General features: G+C 48.6%; 20 protein-coding genes. 1 reads left to right on the top strand and 19 read right to left on the bottom strand.

All coding sequences use genetic code 11. The features are described 5' to 3' along the window. Positions 1-65: 65 nt before the first annotated feature. Entirely contained in the window at positions 66-377 is a 312-nt protein-coding gene (locus D0Y50_RS04860) for a hypothetical protein (RefSeq protein WP_117315784.1), read from the bottom strand. A 571-nt stretch (positions 378-948) separates the two neighbouring features. Between D0Y50_RS04860 and D0Y50_RS20005 the strand changes: the two genes are divergently transcribed. Continuing rightward, positions 949-1329: a phage integrase N-terminal SAM-like domain-containing protein gene (locus tag D0Y50_RS20005; protein WP_218023560.1), complete on the top strand. Its 381-nt coding sequence runs from the start codon at positions 949-951 to the stop codon at positions 1327-1329. A 119-nt stretch (positions 1330-1448) separates the two neighbouring features. Here D0Y50_RS20005 and D0Y50_RS04850 read toward each other — a convergent pair whose 3' ends face one another. From D0Y50_RS04850 to fliN, 18 genes are all read right to left on the bottom strand, one after another. Beyond that, positions 1449-1874: a DUF2802 domain-containing protein gene (locus tag D0Y50_RS04850; protein ID WP_108567826.1), complete on the bottom strand. Its 426-nt coding sequence runs from the start codon at positions 1872-1874 to the stop codon at positions 1449-1451. A gap of 114 nt (positions 1875-1988) precedes the next feature. Further along, positions 1989-2480 (bottom strand): chemotaxis protein CheW, encoded by a 492-nt coding sequence (locus D0Y50_RS04845; protein ID WP_108567827.1) that lies wholly within the window; start codon positions 2478-2480, stop codon positions 1989-1991. A gap of 23 nt (positions 2481-2503) precedes the next feature. Beyond that, positions 2504-3265 carry a chemotaxis protein CheW gene (locus D0Y50_RS04840; protein ID WP_108567828.1) on the bottom strand — a complete coding sequence of 254 codons (762 nt, stop codon included), beginning with the start codon at positions 3263-3265 and terminating at the stop codon, positions 2504-2506. Continuing rightward, on the bottom strand, positions 3255-4037 hold the full coding sequence (locus D0Y50_RS04835) for a ParA family protein (protein WP_108567829.1): 783 nt from the start codon (positions 4035-4037) through the stop codon (positions 3255-3257). Before D0Y50_RS04835 ends, D0Y50_RS04840 begins: the two co-directional genes overlap by 11 nt. A gap of 27 nt (positions 4038-4064) precedes the next feature. Next, a complete protein-coding gene (locus tag D0Y50_RS04830; protein ID WP_117315782.1) occupies positions 4065-5201 on the bottom strand; it encodes a protein-glutamate methylesterase/protein-glutamine glutaminase in 1137 nt (378 codons plus the stop codon). 29 nt (positions 5202-5230) lie between these two features. Then, the gene (locus D0Y50_RS04825) at positions 5231-7492 is read right to left on the bottom strand and encodes a chemotaxis protein CheA (protein ID WP_117315780.1); all 2262 of its coding nucleotides are present in this window, start codon (positions 7490-7492) and stop codon (positions 5231-5233) included. Positions 7493-7504: 12 nt separating this feature from the next. Beyond that, positions 7505-8254 (bottom strand): protein phosphatase CheZ, encoded by a 750-nt coding sequence (locus D0Y50_RS04820; protein ID WP_108567832.1) that lies wholly within the window; start codon positions 8252-8254, stop codon positions 7505-7507. A 36-nt stretch (positions 8255-8290) separates the two neighbouring features. Continuing rightward, on the bottom strand, positions 8291-8674 hold the full coding sequence (cheY, locus tag D0Y50_RS04815; RefSeq protein ID WP_108567833.1) for a chemotaxis response regulator CheY: 384 nt from the start codon (positions 8672-8674) through the stop codon (positions 8291-8293). A 53-nt stretch (positions 8675-8727) separates the two neighbouring features. Then, positions 8728-9456 (bottom strand): RNA polymerase sigma factor FliA, encoded by a 729-nt coding sequence (locus D0Y50_RS04810; RefSeq protein ID WP_108567834.1) that lies wholly within the window; start codon positions 9454-9456, stop codon positions 8728-8730. Further along, positions 9453-10319: a MinD/ParA family ATP-binding protein gene (locus D0Y50_RS04805; protein ID WP_108567835.1), complete on the bottom strand. Its 867-nt coding sequence runs from the start codon at positions 10317-10319 to the stop codon at positions 9453-9455. The genes D0Y50_RS04810 and D0Y50_RS04805 overlap by 4 nt, the downstream gene beginning before the upstream one ends. Next, positions 10316-11770 (bottom strand): flagellar biosynthesis protein FlhF, encoded by a 1455-nt coding sequence (gene flhF / locus D0Y50_RS04800; protein ID WP_117315778.1) that lies wholly within the window; start codon positions 11768-11770, stop codon positions 10316-10318. The genes D0Y50_RS04805 and flhF overlap by 4 nt, the downstream gene beginning before the upstream one ends. A gap of 29 nt (positions 11771-11799) precedes the next feature. Next, a complete protein-coding gene (gene flhA / locus D0Y50_RS04795) occupies positions 11800-13899 on the bottom strand; it encodes a flagellar biosynthesis protein FlhA (protein WP_108567837.1) in 2100 nt (699 codons plus the stop codon). Positions 13900-13994: 95 nt separating this feature from the next. Beyond that, positions 13995-15122 (bottom strand): flagellar biosynthesis protein FlhB, encoded by a 1128-nt coding sequence (flhB, locus tag D0Y50_RS04790; protein ID WP_108567838.1) that lies wholly within the window; start codon positions 15120-15122, stop codon positions 13995-13997. Between the two features lie 12 nt (positions 15123-15134). Continuing rightward, positions 15135-15917 carry a flagellar biosynthetic protein FliR gene (gene fliR / locus D0Y50_RS04785; RefSeq protein WP_117315776.1) on the bottom strand — a complete coding sequence of 261 codons (783 nt, stop codon included), beginning with the start codon at positions 15915-15917 and terminating at the stop codon, positions 15135-15137. A gap of 2 nt (positions 15918-15919) precedes the next feature. Then, positions 15920-16189, bottom strand: coding sequence for a flagellar biosynthesis protein FliQ (fliQ, locus tag D0Y50_RS04780; protein ID WP_117315774.1), 270 nt, complete (start codon positions 16187-16189; stop codon positions 15920-15922). A 9-nt stretch (positions 16190-16198) separates the two neighbouring features. Continuing rightward, complete coding sequence (gene fliP, locus D0Y50_RS04775) at positions 16199-16957, bottom strand: flagellar type III secretion system pore protein FliP (RefSeq protein ID WP_108567841.1); 759 nt, start codon at positions 16955-16957, stop codon at positions 16199-16201. Then, positions 16947-17363: a flagellar biosynthetic protein FliO gene (fliO, locus tag D0Y50_RS04770; protein WP_408640691.1), complete on the bottom strand. Its 417-nt coding sequence runs from the start codon at positions 17361-17363 to the stop codon at positions 16947-16949. Before fliO ends, fliP begins: the two co-directional genes overlap by 11 nt. Before the next feature lie 28 nt (positions 17364-17391). Further along, positions 17392-17796, bottom strand: coding sequence for a flagellar motor switch protein FliN (gene fliN / locus D0Y50_RS04765; RefSeq protein ID WP_108567843.1), 405 nt, complete (start codon positions 17794-17796; stop codon positions 17392-17394). Between the last annotated feature and the right edge of the window lie 11 nt (positions 17797-17807).

The raw sequence follows: 17807 nt of genomic DNA, 5'->3' as shown, positions 1-17807 counted from the left end.
GCCTGGCGCAGCAGGCAAATTGGAGCGACGGAGGAGCGGAAATTTGGTCTCCCTGCCGCCACTTGTTATAAGCCGGGGGTCCAGATGCATTGAATCTTGTTTTCTCGAAGATAATTGCTGGCTAGATCATTCCGGTCAACAATGTACTCAACACGACCACCCTCTATGCCAACAGCCGGAATGCTGAATAGATGCTTTCCGGCACAATAAACATCAATGATTCTATGAGTTCCAGTGAACTGAAGAAAATTAGCCTCTCCAATTTCCCTAGCCAGCTCCCAGACCATTGCCTTCTCAGGAATGTCTACTTCGATAGAAAGAGGGCCTGCCTGGTCATCTTGAGAACAGCACGCCTCACGAATAACTTTAATTTTCATAGGAGCTTATAACATCTTATTATGAAGAATTCACAGTAACACCGCGCTGGTTTCATGCTACAAATCTCCATATTTATATTTAGTATCAGTACTCTATAAACGAAATCAGATTTAATAACACCGGTTTATAAGTGTATTACTGAGACTGCATAGTAATAACAAACAAGATTCGTTGACTAGCCCAGTAAAGTCAATCAGTTAGCCTTTTCATGCGCCGTGATTTGCGGGTTACTATGACAACGTATTAATTGCATTATCAAATCATAAGCCATTTTCAGTTGGAATGGGGGCTAACGCCGCATTTTAGTATAAAAGCGTTGCGTGTTACTGAGACTTCTTAGTAATTCTTGGCGATATACTGTACCAAACCCCAGCCACTGTTCAGGGTAGGAGCGAATGATTCAAATTTTATGATGAGTGTTACTGAGCCTTCTCAGTAATTACACCCAGTCGTATATTGGGTATCTCATGGGTCAAAGCCCCTTTTTGACCAAATTGGCAGTATCATGCGCAATAAGCATTACTCAATCCAAACAGAGAAAGCTACCTGTTATGGATCAAGCGTTTTATTATGTTCAATCAGAAGCGCCCCCCTAAGGAGCGAGGTGAGCAGGAGATAACGGAGTTTTTAACCTACTTAGCGGTTAAGCGTCATGTGACATCATCCACACAAAACTTTGCCTTTTGCGCCATCGTATTTATGTATAAACATGTCTTTGAACGTGAACTGCCATTACTACCGGACCTACCGACGCGACAAAATCCTCCTTCTATATTTTGGCGATCTCTATTTCAACGAACTTTCGAATTCGCTAACTGGCAATTTTCTCAAGTGATGCCATCAGGCTTTTTGAGAGCAGGCATTAGAATTTTTAAGAATGCTTATCAATTTAGGGGGATAAATGCTGAACGTAATCATACCCACTCATATTTTTATGCTATGAGGTGGTAGTGTGCGAAAGGTTACTCTTGTTTTGGACGGCTCTGGGTTGTCTGATGAGCTTTTGCGGTTTTTTGCTGGGCTTAGGCCTTACTACGCCGGCTTAGTGTGTGGTGATGAGCGCCGGCGGGTTACTCCGGCGCGGGGCCTCGATGTATCGTCATCATCAGCTCAGCTTCTGCTCTGGGAATATCACAGGCTTCGATAACCTCATCGATACTGGCCCCCTGTTTCACCAGTTCTGCGGCGCGTTGATACAAACGCATAGAGGGGTCTTGTAATTTCACTTCCTGCAACTGATTCTGCAATGCTTCTAATTCACTTTGCAATTGCTGCAGGTGGCGGCCCTGCACCATCGACCGGCTTTGTTTTTCGTCTAACTGATGTTCAAAGCTACGAAGCTGTTCGTCCGAGTGCGTTAAACGCTGTTCAAACTCTGCCAGCAACACCGCGGTACGCCGTTGGGCACTTCTTGATTGCACACCCAGCGCTATCAGCAGTACCAAGGCAATAGCAGCTAATACTATTGCGATTACTGCTAGTTGGGATGCGGCCATAAAAATTCCTTAATCTGCTTTTATATCAAAAGATTAGCAAGCCAGCGCAGAAGATGCTATCAAATAAAAAAGCAGGCATGAATGCCTGCTTATAGCTTGCGGATAGCGAGCCTATTATATATTGGTTAGTTCGTCCCACTCATCATCGGTAAGTAGTTTATTTAAGTCGACCAAAATCAGCAGTTCACCATCACGGTTGCTTACGCCCTGAATAAACTTAGCGCTTTCTTCCGTGCCCACATTCGGCGCACTATCAATTTCGGATGATTTCAGATAGACCACTTCTGCTACGCTATCGACTAAAATACCGACCACCTGCTCGTCTGACTCAATAATCACAATACGTGTATTATCGGTAGTTTCAGTAGGAGGTAAACCGAACCGGGCGCGGGTATCAATTACCGTAACCACATTACCACGCAGATTGATGATCCCCAGAACATAGTCAGGTGCGCCGGGTACGGGAGCAATCTCGGTATAGCGCAGTACTTCTTGTACCTGCATCACGTTAATACCATAGGTTTCATCGCCAAGGCGATAGGTCACCCATTGCAAAACCTGATCGTTATTGTCTGGTGTATTATTGGTTATTCTTTCTTCATTCATGAACCTGCTCCGATTGCCGGGTACTAACCTTGACTTCCCAGGCCTTGGTTTAGCATTGAAATTAACTGATATACATTAACTAATGCACACATTTTGTCTTTTACCATCCCTGCTAACCAGGGACGTTTGCCTGTGACTTCCCGCCATTTAACCTGATCTTTGGTTAAGGTGACGGTGTTCACCAGTTTGTCGCTGGCCAAACCCCAGGGGCTATCACCTAACATGATAAGATACTGATAGTGTAGCTTTTCAGCCAGGTTTTGGTCATATTTTTCGGGCATTACCCATATTGCAGTATCGACCACATTGAGTTTTTGCTTACGATGCAGCATTACCCCTTTAAACCAGGGGGGCTTACCAAACAGAGGCCCCGTTTTTTCCAGACGGTGAATGCCACCCAATGTTATCAGTGGCACCGCCAGGGTAAGGCCTGCCACTTCAAAAAACAGTGCCTGAAACTTATTGTCCAGTTGATCCTGTAACCGGGTAGCCGGTGCTGCCGGCACCGGTTCTAATACCTGATCAAACTGTTCCAGTAAGGCGGCTTCGCCGCTTAACTGGGGTAACGCTTCTAGTGAATCTGCAGTAACGGCTTCGTCACGTGGTAACGGCGGTGCTATGGGCGTATCTACCTCGTGAGAGGTCTGCAACTGACGGGTTGCTTCTTCCAGTAAACGGGCGGTGTTGGCCGTAATATCTGCTGGATTTTGCGGCTCGCTAAGTAACCCATCAAGATAGGCTTCTACCACGTCTTCATTTGCAAAAGGAGTTTGCTTATTGTTCATCACCTACCCCTGCGCCCAACGTTTTAAGCAATAAACGATACGCGCCCACGCCGCGGGTGCGCGGATACAATACTGAAGCAGGCAATTGCCCCAGGCTGGCGTCTCTGAAGTGCGTATCTACCGGAATCATTCCTTGCCACACATTATCCGTATAATCGGTCATTAGCTTCGCCTGTGCCTGCAACGCGGCGCGCGTACGCCGGTCAAACATGGTGGGCACAATAATGGTATCAAAGGTTTTGTTCAGTGAACGTCCCATAATGGTTAACGTATGAACCATTCTGTCTAATCCCTTAAGTGCTAAAAACTCGGTTTGCACCGGTATAATCACCTTATGACACGCAGCCAGTGCATTCACCATTAACACCCCTAACACCGGCGGGCAGTCCAGCAGCACGAAGTCAAATTCATCGGCCACGCAGGCCAGGGCTTTTTTTAGGATCAATCCCATGCCCGGAGCGCTGCCCATTTGTCTGTCAAGGGTTGCCAGGGCCATGGTAGCGGGCAATACAAACAAGCCATCTACCTTTGTAGGACACAAGCAATCAAGCACTTTATCGGCGGTAATAGGGTCTTTATTAATAAAAATATCGTAAACCGAAGCGGATTGTTCTTCAGCATCTATACCAAAATAATAACTTAACGAAGCATGCGGATCGGTATCCACCAATAAAACCCGCTGATTGTGCTGCGCTAACAGCCCACCCAGCGTTACGGTTGTGGTGGTTTTTCCCACGCCGCCCTTTTGGTTGGCAATGGTCCAGATCTTCATCCTAGCTCTCCTGGATGCACATGTTTATTACAACGCCATTTCAGTAATAATACAGCCGGCAATGTTATCTATACTGATATTTTTCTGGGATATATTTTCTTTGGCAACCGCTTGAGGCATGCCATAAACGACACACGAGGCCTGGTCCTGGGCCCAAATATTGGCGCCTTTATCGCGTAATAACTTGCAGCCCTCTTTACCATCGGCGCCCATGCCGGTCAAAATAACCCCAAGTACATCCCCACCAAACAATTTGGCCAGGCTGGTAAAGGTAATATCCACACTGGGCTTATACGTTGCTTTATCGCTGTTATCTTCCACAATCCGCAAGTAATTACGAGTACCACGGCGTTCCACCTGCATCTGCTTGCCGCCGGGAGCTAAATAAGCCCAGCCCGCTTTCATTTCATCACCATCTGCAGCTTCTTTAACATTAATTTTGCAGTGGTGATTTAAACGTTGCGCAAACGCATGGGTAAATGTGCCGGGCATGTGTTGCACCAGCACAATAGGGTAAGGGAAATTCGCGGGTAGCGGTGTCAAAACTTTTTGCAATGCAACCGGCCCGCCAGTAGAAGCGCCAATAGCCAAACAACTATAGCGCTTACCTGAGCGTGACACACTCGACACTGTAGGTTGCGCGGCGACTTTACTACGGCCAGTTAACATGGACGAACTGCGCACAAAGCTTTGCCTGGGAGCATTTGCCGGCATTGCAACTTCTGCCCGTTCATGCCGCGGCGCTGCCGCACGGCGGATGCCCACCCCTCGCCGGGCGAGCAGGCGCACCTTGGTTTGTAAGATACCCGAAACCTGTTTTCGATCCTGGGCAATATCTTCAAATCTTTTCGGTAAGAAGTCCAACGCGCCCGCTTCCAATGCATCAAGCGTGGCCTGCGCACCCTGGTGGGTTAATGATGAAAACATCAAAATAGGCACCGGGCGCTTATTCATGATCGCTTTGACCGCGGAAATACCGTCCATAACCGGCATTTCCACATCCATGGTTACTACATCCGGGGCACAGGTTAGCAACATTTCTAATGCTTCCTGCCCGTTTCGGGCTTCACCTACTACGTTCAGCTCCCTGTCCTCGCTGAGAATCTCGCGAACACGTCGACGATAGAATGCTGAGTCGTCAACAATCAGAACTTTAAAAGCCATTTATGTGTTAATCCTTGTACGCCGCCCTGCTATGACCGACGTGCGTAGCGTTTTAACAGGCTTGGAATATCCAGAATAAGCGCTATCCCCCCATCCGAGGTTATCGTCGCACCGGCCATTCCAGGCGTGCCTTGTAACAATGCATCAAGAGGCTTAATCACCACCTCTTCCTGACCAATTAAAGCATCAACCACAAAGCCAACTTGCTGGGTACCAATCTGTACCACCACCACATGGCCTTTTTCACGGTCAATATCGGTAGGGCCACGCATTAGCCAGTCGCCAAGGAAGAACAAGGGAATAGCTTTTGACCGCACTATCAAGGTGAGCTGGCCGTCTACCGTATTGGTTTTCTTAATGTCCATGTTAATGATTTCGCTAACCGCACCTAACGGTAGCGCAAAGGTCTGTTTACCTACAATAATCATTAAGGTAGGCAAGATAGCCAAGGTCAGAGGAACTTTAATTTCTAGACGGGTGCCTTTACCCAGCTGCGAATCAATGTTTACCGTACCGTTGAGCTGGTTGATTTTGGTTTTCACCACATCCATACCCACACCACGGCCAGAAATATCACTAATTTCAGTCTTGGTCGAAAAGCCTGGCGCGAAAATCAGATTAAAGGCTTCTACATCTGACATTCGGGCGGCCGCGTCGGCATCCAGTACGCCGCGATTAATCGCGATTTCTTTAAGCTTTTCCGGGTCCATGCCCTTACCATCATCTTCGATGGTAAGTAGGATATGATCGCCCTCTTGCGAAGCCGACAACTTGACTGTGCCCATTCTGGGCTTGCCGGCTGCTTGTCGGTCATCGGGCATTTCGACCCCATGATCCACAGAGTTGCGCACTAAATGCACCAATGGATCGGCAAGTGCCTCGACCAGGTTTTTATCTAAATCGGTTTCTTCCCCTTCCAGCTCAAGCGTAATCTCTTTTTTCAGACTACGCGCCAGGTCGCGGACTACGCGGGGGAAGCGGCCAAAGACTTTTTTGATAGGCTGCATGCGGGTTTTCATCACCGCGCCTTGCAGATCGCCCGTTACCACGTCCAGGTTAGCTATAGCTTTAGACATGGCTTCATCGCTGGTATTTATTCCCAGACTGAGCAGCCGGTTGCGCACTAATACCAGCTCGCCCACCATGTTCATGATCTGGTCTAAACGTTTAGTATCTACCCGTACCGTCGTTTCGGTTTGTTGCCCGCCACCACTGGCTTTTTTGTCTTCGCGTTTAGCTGCCGGGGCAGCCGGTTTAGCGGCCTGCGGTTCCGCTGGTTTTGCGGGCGTTGCTTTCGGCGCAGCAGGCGTAGCAGCTTGTTGTTGCTGTTTGGCCTGAGTAATAGCCGCCGTAGCATCTACGTCAACTTTAACCCGCGGCTTTTCAGATTTTGGCGCAGCACTTTCGTCAGTTTTTAACGTGGGGGCCTGTCCTTTGCCATGAAGCTGGTCTAACAATGCTTCAAATTCGTCATCGGTGATTTCGTCACCGCCAGCGCCAGGCGCTGGTGAACTGGCTGACGGCGCAGGCGTGCTGGCGGCAGGTGCGGCGTCTTCAGCAGAAAACTGGCCTTTGCCATGCAGCTCGTCCAGCAATGCCTCAAATTCATCGTCGGTAATATCATCGCCGGTTACCGCCGCAGTAGGCTTAGCCGGCTCGCTGGCAGGCGCTGCCCGCCCTGGCGCATTACTGCCATGCAGCTCATCCAGCAGCTTCTCAAATTCATCTTCAGTAATTTCTTCAATACCGCCTTGTGTGGCAGCGGTTTCATGCATCGCGGCCATTTCTGGTGCGGTGGGGGCAGGTTCCACAATCGCCTGAGCAGCGTCATCCATATTCAGATCATCGGTGGCCTGATGACCGGCTATGGTGCCGCTGTTGAAAATATTTTCATCGGGAGTTTCGGGTCGACTTAACTTATGCAGAATATCGACAAGGGCTGCGTCAGCCGGTTCCATTGGCTCGCGTTGTTTTACTTTTTCAAACATCGCTACCACCACATCGGTGGCCTGCAATATTACGTCCATTAACTCTGGGGTCAGCGTCCGCTGGCCATTACGCATTACGTCAAATACATTTTCCGCACCATGACATATCTCGACCAATTCGGTCAGCGACAGAAAACCGGCACCACCTTTAACAGTATGATAGCCTCGAAAAATAGCATTAAGTAAATCACTGTCTTCCGGGTTATTTTCCAGATCGACCAGTTGCTCCTGCAACTGCTCCAGAATTTCACCAGCTTCTACCAGAAAGTCCTGTAAAATATCCTCGTCTACATCAAACGACATGCGCCTGCTCTCCTAAAAACCTAAGCTCGACAAAAGGTCATCAACATCATCCTGACCCTTTACAACGTCGTCGCGTTCTTCGGCATTAACTATAGGCCCTTCAGCTTCGACACCGCTGGTTATTTCTATATTATCCGGTGGTGGCTGAACCCCAGATTCTGGTTCGCCAAACACCGTTAGCATGTTCACCAGGCTATCTTCGACTTCTTTCACCAGCTCAATAACCCGCCGAATCACCTGACCGGTTAAATCCTGATAGCCCTGTGCCATAAGCACTTCGGTTAACAGACCGGTTAATTTTGCTGATTCACTGGATGTATCACTAAGCAAATCGTCTAAATCCGTACACAGTGCTTTAAACTCGCCTAACTCTATCTGGCGGGTCATCAGCTTTTTCCATTCTGGCATAATGGTGTCTATACGCTGGGTCAAAGCCTCAGCAATAGGCATGCTCGCTTCCACTGCATCCATCGTAGTGTTAGCGGCTTTTTCGGTTTCTTCGATAACGTAGGTCAACCGGGTTTGCGCATCCGGTATATCATCGTTGGCCAGGCCGGCAATGCGTTCATCGAGCTGAAAATTATTTAACGCATCATGTAATTGTCGGGTTAGTTTGCCCACTTCGGCAAATAACTCAATTGACTCTTTTGTTGAAATGGCTTCCAACAATTCACGTGCTTCCGCGTTTTCGCCCTGTTCAAGATGAACAACCAACTGACGTGCTTCTTCAAGTGAGATAGGAACATTGACATTCGTCGACATCCAGTATTCCTCTTAAATCCCGTAAGATCGTCTGGATTAACCTAAACGTTCAAAGATTTTATCTAGTTTTTCTTTTAGCGTAGCAGCCGTGAAAGGTTTTACCACGTAGCCGTTAACACCAGCTTGAGCTGCAGCAACAATTTGTTCTTTTTTCGCTTCTGCAGTTACCATCAGCACTGGCAGGTGCTTAAGTTTGTCGTCTGCTCGAATCGCCCGCAACAAATCGATGCCCTGCATGCCCGGCATATTCCAATCTGTTACTACAAAGTCGAAATCGCCTTGTTGCAACATGGGTAATGCCGTGCTGCCATCATCAGCTTCCTGGATGTTGGAAAACCCCAAGTCCTTCAACAGGTTCTTTATGATTCGTCTCATAGTAGAAAAGTCATCTACCACGAGAATTTTCATATTTTTATCCAAAATGGCCTCCACCGGGGATTAAATTATTATGTTTTACTATTGATATTGTTGTATTAACTATCGGCACGCCAGGTCTGCATTTTAGCTTTTAATTTCAACATCGCCTGACTATGAATCTGACTGACCCTTGATTCACTGACATCCAATACTTCGCCAATTTCCCGCAGGTTAAGTTCTTCATCGTAATACAGTGAAAGAACAATGGCTTCGCGCTCCGGTAAGGTCGTGATTGCATGGGCTAACGCTTTTTGAAACGCGCCCTGCATTAAATCTTCCAGTGGCGAATCATTACCCTGATTACCTTCGGTGGTAATCACATCTTCTGACACACCGAGATCTTCTATACCCACCAGTTTGCCTGCGTTCACTTCGTTGAGCATTTGGTGGTAATCATCAAGACTGACATTGAGCTTAGCAGCTATCTGCACATCGCGCGCGTCACGTCCTGTATCTTTTTCAACCTGAGCAATGGCTTCAGTGATCGCCCGGCTGTTTTTGTGCACCGACCGGGGTGTCCAGTCGCCTTTACGTATTTCGTCGAGCATGGCACCACGGATACGAATACCCGCAAACGTTTCGAAACTGGCTCCTTTCGAGCCATCGAAATTTTTGGCCGCTTCCAACAGGCCAATCATGCCTGCCTGTATAAGATCGTCCACCAATACGCTCGCTGGTAAGCGGGCCATTAAGTGATGGGCTATCCGCTTAACCAGGGACGCGTGTCGCTCTACCAACTGTGCTTTGTCATTTTGCTGTCGGTAGGCAGCCGCTTTGCTATTCAACGTTGCGTTCCTGTGGTTTTATGTGACACCAGCTGTTCAATGAAAAATTCCAGATGGCCACCTGGCTGGCTGGGTACCGGCCAATGCATTGCTTTAGTGGCCAGTTGTGAAATAGCCACAGCGGCCGGTGAGCCTGGATATGCATCGACAATAGAGGTTTGCTTACGGACTGCCCGACGGATATTTTCATCAAACGGCACCGTTGCTACTAACTCTAAGGCAACATCTAAAAACCGCCCCGTGACTTTAGATAATTTACTGAATAACTCATGACCTTCGCGGGTATCGCGAACCATGTTAGCCACAATTTTGAAGCGGAACACCCCGTGTTCACGGTTAAGAATTTTGATCAGTGCATAGGCATCGGTCAATGATGTAGGCTCATCGCACACCACCACCATGATATCCTGGGCCGCTTTGGAAAAGCTCAGCACCATGTCGGAGATCCCGGCAGCAGTATCCACTATCAGTACATCGACCTGCGAACGCAGCTCGCTGAAGGCGCGGATAAGCCCGGCATGTTCGGTTGGGGTCAGCTCAGTCATTGACTGAGTGCCAGAGGTAGCAGGGGCGATTTTAATGCCATGTGGCCCGGTAACCAGTACTTCATCTAACGTACATTCACCCGACAACACATGCGAAAGATTACGTTCTACACGCAGTCCAAGCATTACATCGACATTCGCCAAACCCAGGTCAGCGTCAAGTACCATTACCCGCTTGCCCTGTTTAGCCATCGAAATGGCCGTATTTAGCGTAATGTTGGTCTTCCCTACACCACCTTTACCGCCTGTTACGGCGATAACTTTGATTAATCGTGACTGATTCATCTTTCGTAAGCTACTCGCTTGATCTTCAATCATACTGCCTGTGCTGATTTAACAAGGTTACTATCAGTAGTATGATTCAAACCATACTTTTTATAAAGCTTTGCCGCTACGGATACTAAAGATTTAGCGTCAGCTACTTTAATATCTTCAGGCACTTGCTGGCCATCGGTGACATAGCTGACCGGCAGGCCATGTTCTATTGCCACGCTTAATACTTCACCCAGACTGTAACACTCATCCAGTTTGGTAAAGATACATCCATCCAGTTTAACTGCATCGTATGCACTGATGATACGCTGTAATGCCGGATATTGGGTATTAGCCTGAGTAACCAAGTACTTTCTCACCGGTTGCATCTGACCACGATCAAACTGAGATAACTGTTTTATCAGTCGGCTATCACGCTGACTAAAGCCCGCAGTATCAATTAATACCATACGTTTATGCCGTAACTGGAATAACAGTTCTGCCAATTCTTCAGTAGATTGCGCTTTACGCACGGTACAGCCAATGATTTTACCGTAGGTTGCTAATTGCTCGTAAGCCGCAATACGGTAGGTATCAATGGTAATCATCGCCACCTGGTCGGCGCCATATTTCTGGGCATAACGCGCTGCCAGTTTAGCCAAGGTGGTGGTTTTTCCTGTACCGGTTGGTCCGACCAGCGCCACTGCGCCGGTTTGCTGAAGAATATCATTGCCCGCTACATTAATGCGATTAGCCAAAAGGTTGAGTAAGTACACCCAGGCTTCGCGCTCGTTATATTGCTTAGGCGTGTAATGCACCATTTGTTCGGCCAAAGAATGGCTTAGTCCCATACCTGACAGACATTTCATTAAATAGCTGTGTACCGGATTGTGCTGGCGCTGCTTCGACTCCATTAATCCTGCTACCTGAAACTGTAGCACATTGCGCAGCGATGCCAGTTCTTCTTTGATTGAATCAAGATCGCTTTGTGGCGCTGGCGCAGCCGCTGCTGGTTGGCCGGTAAACTGAGTGGGCGAATCATTAAACGTTGGCTCATCAATATCAAAGCTGAAATCGCTCGCCGCAGCCTGATAGGCTGGTGCATTATACGCAGCCCGAGCTGGGGCCGGTTGGGCCGCACGGGTTTGGCTTTGGTTTGCGGCGCCTGCATGCGGCGGCTGATAGCCGGCAGCCGGCTGCGCCTGGTGACGTGCAGCTTCTGCTGCCTTCGCTTGCGCTTGCTGTTGTTTTTCCAGCAGGGCGCGCAAACTGTCCGGGCCATCGTCACCAATGATTTCGCTTAAACTGGGCATTGCTTTGCCGTTTACATCACGCGGCGCGGCGGCTTTAGGCTTAGGCGTCAATTTTGCCTCAGGCTCTTTGTCATACGCGGCGACAAGCTCGATACCATCGGATACCTTACGGTTCGACATGATCACCGCATCGCTGCCAAGCTCTGCTTTTACTGCATTTAGCGCTTCGCGCATGTCTTTACCAAAAAAACGTCTGATTTTCATCGCAACCTCGTTACCCAGTGGGCGTCAGTTTATTGACCCACCGAGCTGACTATTTTTATCTGCTTGTCATCCGGTACTTCCTGATAAGACAACACATGAAGACCGGCAACCGAATACTTAAAGAAGCGGGAAAGGACGGGGCGTAACATCCCAGAGGTTAATAACACTGCTGGTTCGCCTGCAAGCTCCTGTTGCTGACATGCCTGCTGCAATGTTTTTTGCATCCGGTCTGCCAGCCCAGGTTCGATGCCTGCGCCATCTTCCCCACCTGCCTGTAGTGACTGGTGCAACATTTGTTCCAACTCTGGCGCCAAGGTTATGACAGGTATCTCCCGGCCCCCCTGACATATCTCTTGCGAGATGAGCCGCTTAAGTGAGATACGTACCGCCGAGACCAGTACATCCGGGTCCTGGCTTTTCGTTCCGTACTCGCTTAAGGTCTGCACAATAGTGCGCATATCGCGAATCGGCACACCTTCAAATAAAAGCGTTTGTAATACTTTTACCACCGTACTAAGCGGCAAAATATCCGGCACCAGGCCTTCCACCAGCTTAGGACTACTTTTGGCCAGCATATCCAGCAAGTGCTGGGTTTCTTCATGCCCCAGCAGCTGATACGCGTTGTTAGTAAGTAGCTGGGAGAGGTGTGTGGCTACCACCGTCGCGGCGTCAACCACGGTATAGCCTAAGGTTTGCGCGTGCTCGCGCTGTGCTGGTTTAATCCATACAGCATCCAAGCCAAACGCCGGATCCTGGGTCGCTCGTCCCTGCAATTCGCCAAATACCTGACCCGGATTAATAGCCAGTTCTTCATCATGGCTAATTTGGGCTTCACCGATGTTTACCCCCAGCATGGCAATGGTATAAGCATTAGGGTCTAGATCCAGGTTATCGCGAATATGAACAGGCGGAATAAGAAAGCCCAGTTCCTGGGATAGCTTTTTACGTACCCCTTTAATCCGGGTCAGCAGCTCACCGCCCTGAGATTTGTCGACCAGCGGAATCAACCGATACCCTACTTCCAGGCCGATGGTATCTACCTGTTGAACATCGTCCCAACCCAGCTCTTTAACTTCTGGCGCTGCCATCTCACCTTCAGCCGACTTGGTTGCTGGCAACGGTGCTTCGGCTGCTTGTTTAGCTTGTTTGGTTTGCCAGTAGGCATAGGCACCAGCAATGGCTGAGAAACCTAAAAAGGCAATATGCGGCATGCCAGGGATAATCCCCATTACAAACAGCACGCCTGAGGCAATATATAACGCTTGCGGGTTACCCAGCTGATTTCGTATTTCACGGCCCATTTCCTGGGTTTCGTTTTCCCGGGTAACAATGATGGCCGTAGCCACGGATAGCAACAGCGAGGGGATTTGCGCCACTAATCCGTCACCAATGGTAAGTATGGTGTAAACCTCTACCGCATTACCAAAGCTAAGATCGTGCTGAATCATGCCGATAAACAGGCCCCCCACAATGTTAATCAACATGATGAACAAACCTGCAACTGCATCGCCCTTCACGAACTTTGACGCACCGTCCATCGAACCGTAAAAGTCGGCTTCCGCGGTGACTTCTTCACGACGCGCCCGCGCTTGGTCCTGATCTATATAGCCAGCATTCAGGTCAGCATCAATAGCCATTTGCTTACCTGGCATAGCATCAAGGGTAAACCGTGCGCTTACCTCGGAAATACGTCCGGCCCCAGCTGTTACTACTTTGAAGTTAATAATCAGAAGAATAGCGAAAACGACCACGCCCACTGCGTAGTTTCCGCCAATTACTACGGCCCCAAAGGCCTCGATAACTTTACCGGCAGCATCACCACCCTCATGACCGTAAAGTAGCACTACCCGGGTAGAGGCTACATTCAGGGCCAGTCGTAATACCGTGGCAATCAGCAAAACCAAAGGGAAAATACCAAAATCGACTGGCCGCTCGGTGAATACCGCCACCAAAATAATGACCAGAGATAAGGCTATATTGAAGCTGAACAGAACATCCAGCAGAAACGGCGGCATAGGCAAAATAACCATGCCCATGATAGCCAATAACACGATTGGGGCCCCAAGCCCGCTGGTAATTCGCTGCATCTGGTTTTTATCAAACCGCTGCATAAAGCCTGCTAACTGCATCGCGTTTTATCTCACTATCAGAAAATTGACACTTAACGTCTATTACTTTCTGTTAGTTCAACTACCATGCCACAATTAGCTAAAGGCAGATTAACTTATCGTCTAAGCTCTGGGGGGATGGGTAAGTCTTTTTTAACCGGCTTGGGCTTTTTACCTTTACCTGCTTTATAGGCGCGCAGTTGGAATACATACGCCAGAATCTGGGCCACCGCCATAAACAGTTTATGGGGAATCTCGTGGTCAACTTCCGTAGAGTAATAAATTGCCCGGGTTAACATGGGCGAGGCCACCAGCGGAACGTCATGCGCCGTCGCAATTTTACGAATGTGCATGGCCAACTCGTCAACGCCTTTCGCTACAACTACCGGCGCACGGTTACCATTCTCTTCATATTTCAGTGCTACTGAATAATGGGTGGGGTTAGTCACAATAACATCAGCTTCAGGCACTTCCTGCATCATCCGGTTGGCCGCAGCCTGGTACTGTAAGCGTCTTATACGGCCTTTCACCTGGGGATCGCCTTCGGCATTTTTATGCTCGTCCTTGATCTCCTGCTTACTCATTTTCATTTCTTTGTTGTGCTTGTAAATCTGATAAGGCACATCTATCGCCGCTATCGGAATCATTCCCAGGGTTAGCAGTAAAAACGCCCATTCCAGCATATCCATTGCATGGAAAATATTCAGCGGGTATAGCTCCATATCCAAATGCAGCGCTTCATTTTTATAATACAGTAATGCGCCTATCGCTAAGCCGCCAATAACGCCGAATTTCGCAAACGCTTTAAGTAACTCCACCAGCGCATTCATTCCGAACATGCGCTTAAACCCATTGATTGGATTAATTTTATTGGCTTTGGGGGCCGCCGACTCCCAGGAAAAATTATACCCGCCTAAGGCCACTGAACCATAGATACCAGCTACCATGGCAATAATCATGTAAATCAATACCGGCCCGGCCACGGTCATCAGGGCTTCCCCGCCCGCAACAAACATATGGGAAGGGTCGTAGGTTTCGTCGCGCGATAAACTGAACATACGCTGGGTTACCCCAAATACCGCCTTGGCTATCATTCCGCCAATCAGCATAAACATCAGGCCACTGACAATCAGCACCAGCGCCGTCGATAGCTCACGGGAACGGGCTATCTGCCCTTTTTTGCGGGCTTCGTCGAGTTTTTTACTCGTGGGGTCTTCTGTTTTTTCCTGCGCGTCATCCGCCATTGCTGCGCCTCCTTATGTTGGACAGATAGCCAGCAGCTCACACATGAACTGCTCTGCCCTGGCCCACTGGGCCGCAAAGTGAGTAGAAAAGTTGTCCATCGTAATCCAGATAACTATCAGGCCGGTAATCTGCGCAATTGAAAAGCCAATGCTAAAGATATTCAGCTGCGGAGCGGCTTTGGTCATCACCCCGAAGGCCAGGTTAACAATCAGTAACGATACAATCGGCGCTAAAGATAACGTCAACGCCGATACAAACATCCACGAGCCCCAGTGGGCAATCTGGCGAAACTGATCGGGAGTGAACCAGCTATCGCCTATGGGAAACGCATCAAAGCTAAGCACAATCATTTGAATCATCGACAAATGACCGTCCATGCCCCAAAACAACAGGGTGGCCAAAATCAGATAAAACTGGCCGACCGCCGGTACATTAATGCCATTGACGGGATCCACGATAGAGGCGAAGCCCAAGCCGGTTTGCATCGCAATAACCTGCCCTGCCAACACAAACGTGTTAAGCACCATCATTGAGATAAACCCAATGGCCACACCAATGATTAGCTGCTGGATCACTTCTAAGAAGGTGCCTACATTTACCAGATCTGTAATAGGAACCGGTTTCACCACGGGCATAATAACCAGCGTCATAAATATAGCTAATAACGCGCGCACTTGCGGAGGAATTGACTTGGCGCTAAACCCTATCATTGCAGCAAACATACCGCTGATGCGCATAAACGGCAGCATCATGTCAGCCAGAAATTGCGATACGGTAGCCAGCTCAACCTGCATGCTTAGCCCACTACCTGCGGGATTCGCTCAACCATATGAAAAGTAAAATCCATCAGCTTTGAGACCAGCCAGTTTCCGCCCCAGCTAAGCGCCAATAAGGTAACGATCAAACGAGGTAAAAAGCTCATGGTTTGTTCGTTGATTGACGTGGCCGCTTGAAAAACTGCCACAATTAAGCCGACAATTATACTTGGTACAATAACCGCCGATACCAGCAAAATAACCAAAAATAACGATTCGCGCAGAATTTCGACAAATACTTCAGGTGACATAGTGCTCTCCTATACGCCCATTCCGAAACTAGTGGCCAGGGTACCAAAAATCAGATTCCAGCCATCGACCAACACAAAAAGCATTAGCTTGAATGGCAGCGAAACAATCATCGGCGATAGCATCATCATACCCATTGCCATCAGTATAGAAGCAACAACCAAATCAATAATCAAAAACGGAATAAATAACATAAAGCCTATTTGAAACGCCGTTTTGAGTTCGCTGGTAACAAACGAAGGGATTAAAATAGTTAAGGGTACCTGCGAAGGATCGTCGTATTTGTCTTCATCACCGGCAATGCGAACAAAGGTTTCCAAATCTTTAACCCGGGTTTGCGAGAGCATAAACGCCCGCATGGGCTCTTTGGCCTGATCAAACGCCTCTTTGCTAGTCATTTGCTCATCCAGATAAGGCTGTAAAGCGCGTTCGTTCACCTGTTCAAAGACCGGCGCCATAATGAACATCGACAAGAACAGGCTCACGCCAATCAGTATCTGGTTGGACGGCGACTGCTGCAAACCAATTGCCTGACGTAAAATAGACAATACAACAATAATGCGGGTGAAAGAGGTCATCATCATAATAAACGCGGGAATAAGACTCAGCGCGGTCATGATAAATAACGCTTGCAGCGTCATTGAATAGTCCTGGGTGCCATCCGGGTTCGTCGATACCGTGACAGCGGAAATACCCTGTTGCGCCATTACCGGCGTGCTGCACAACAAGCACGCCAATAGCAGTCCCCAGATACGGTGTTTAGTGATCATTGTGCTGCTCCTGCTTCATTGCTGGATTAAGCTTCCCCGCCATGGCTTTTACCAGTTTGTCTTTAAACTGCGCGCCGCCGGACTCGCCCGGGCCTTTTACCGCTAGTGGTGTCTCTAATTTACTTAGGTGGGAAATATTATGGCTGGTAACCCCAATTAAATGCTGTTCGTCACCCACCTGAATAACCATTATCCGTTCTTTACTGCCCGCTACCATACTGGCGACAACCTTCATTTGTCCACTACCTGCATGGGTGACATTAAACCGACGCATAATATAGGCAAGGGCAAATATGATTGCCACTACCAGCAAAAGTGATAGGAATATTGACAGTACCGAACCCGGGTTAGTGATGGACTGGGTACTTTGGGCGCGCGCCGTCGCGCAAAGGAAAAGGGGCAGCAGAGCGCAACCCCTTGAAATAAAGGTAAATTTACCTGAGTTTTTTAATTCTCTCAATTTGACTAATAACATCAGTGAGCCGGATACCAAATTTGTCGTTAACCACTACTACTTCACCATGAGCAATCAACGTGCCATTTACCAGCACATCAAGCGGTTCACCCGCCACCCGGTCAAGTTCAACCACGGAACCCTGGTTAAGTTGTAACAGGTTACGGATACTAATCTGGCTTCGCCCCACTTCCATCGAAATGGTCACCGGGATATCCAAAATGGTATCGAGCTTACGCTTTTCTTCTGCACTGATGGGTGCGTCATCCGTAAATTCGTCTAGTTCAGCTGTTTGCACACCGTCTTCGGCGCCGTCTTCAGCTTCCGAATCAGCCTGCTCTGCCATGGCCGCAGCCCAATCGTCCAAACCGTCTTCTTCACTCATAAGAATGCCTC

Source organism: Salinimonas sediminis, from assembly GCF_003429285.1.
Taxonomy (GTDB): Bacteria; Pseudomonadota; Gammaproteobacteria; order Enterobacterales; family Alteromonadaceae; genus Alteromonas; species Alteromonas indica.
The sequence above is the reverse complement of the archived record's forward strand: the minus strand, read 5'-3'. Positions and strand labels throughout refer to the sequence as shown.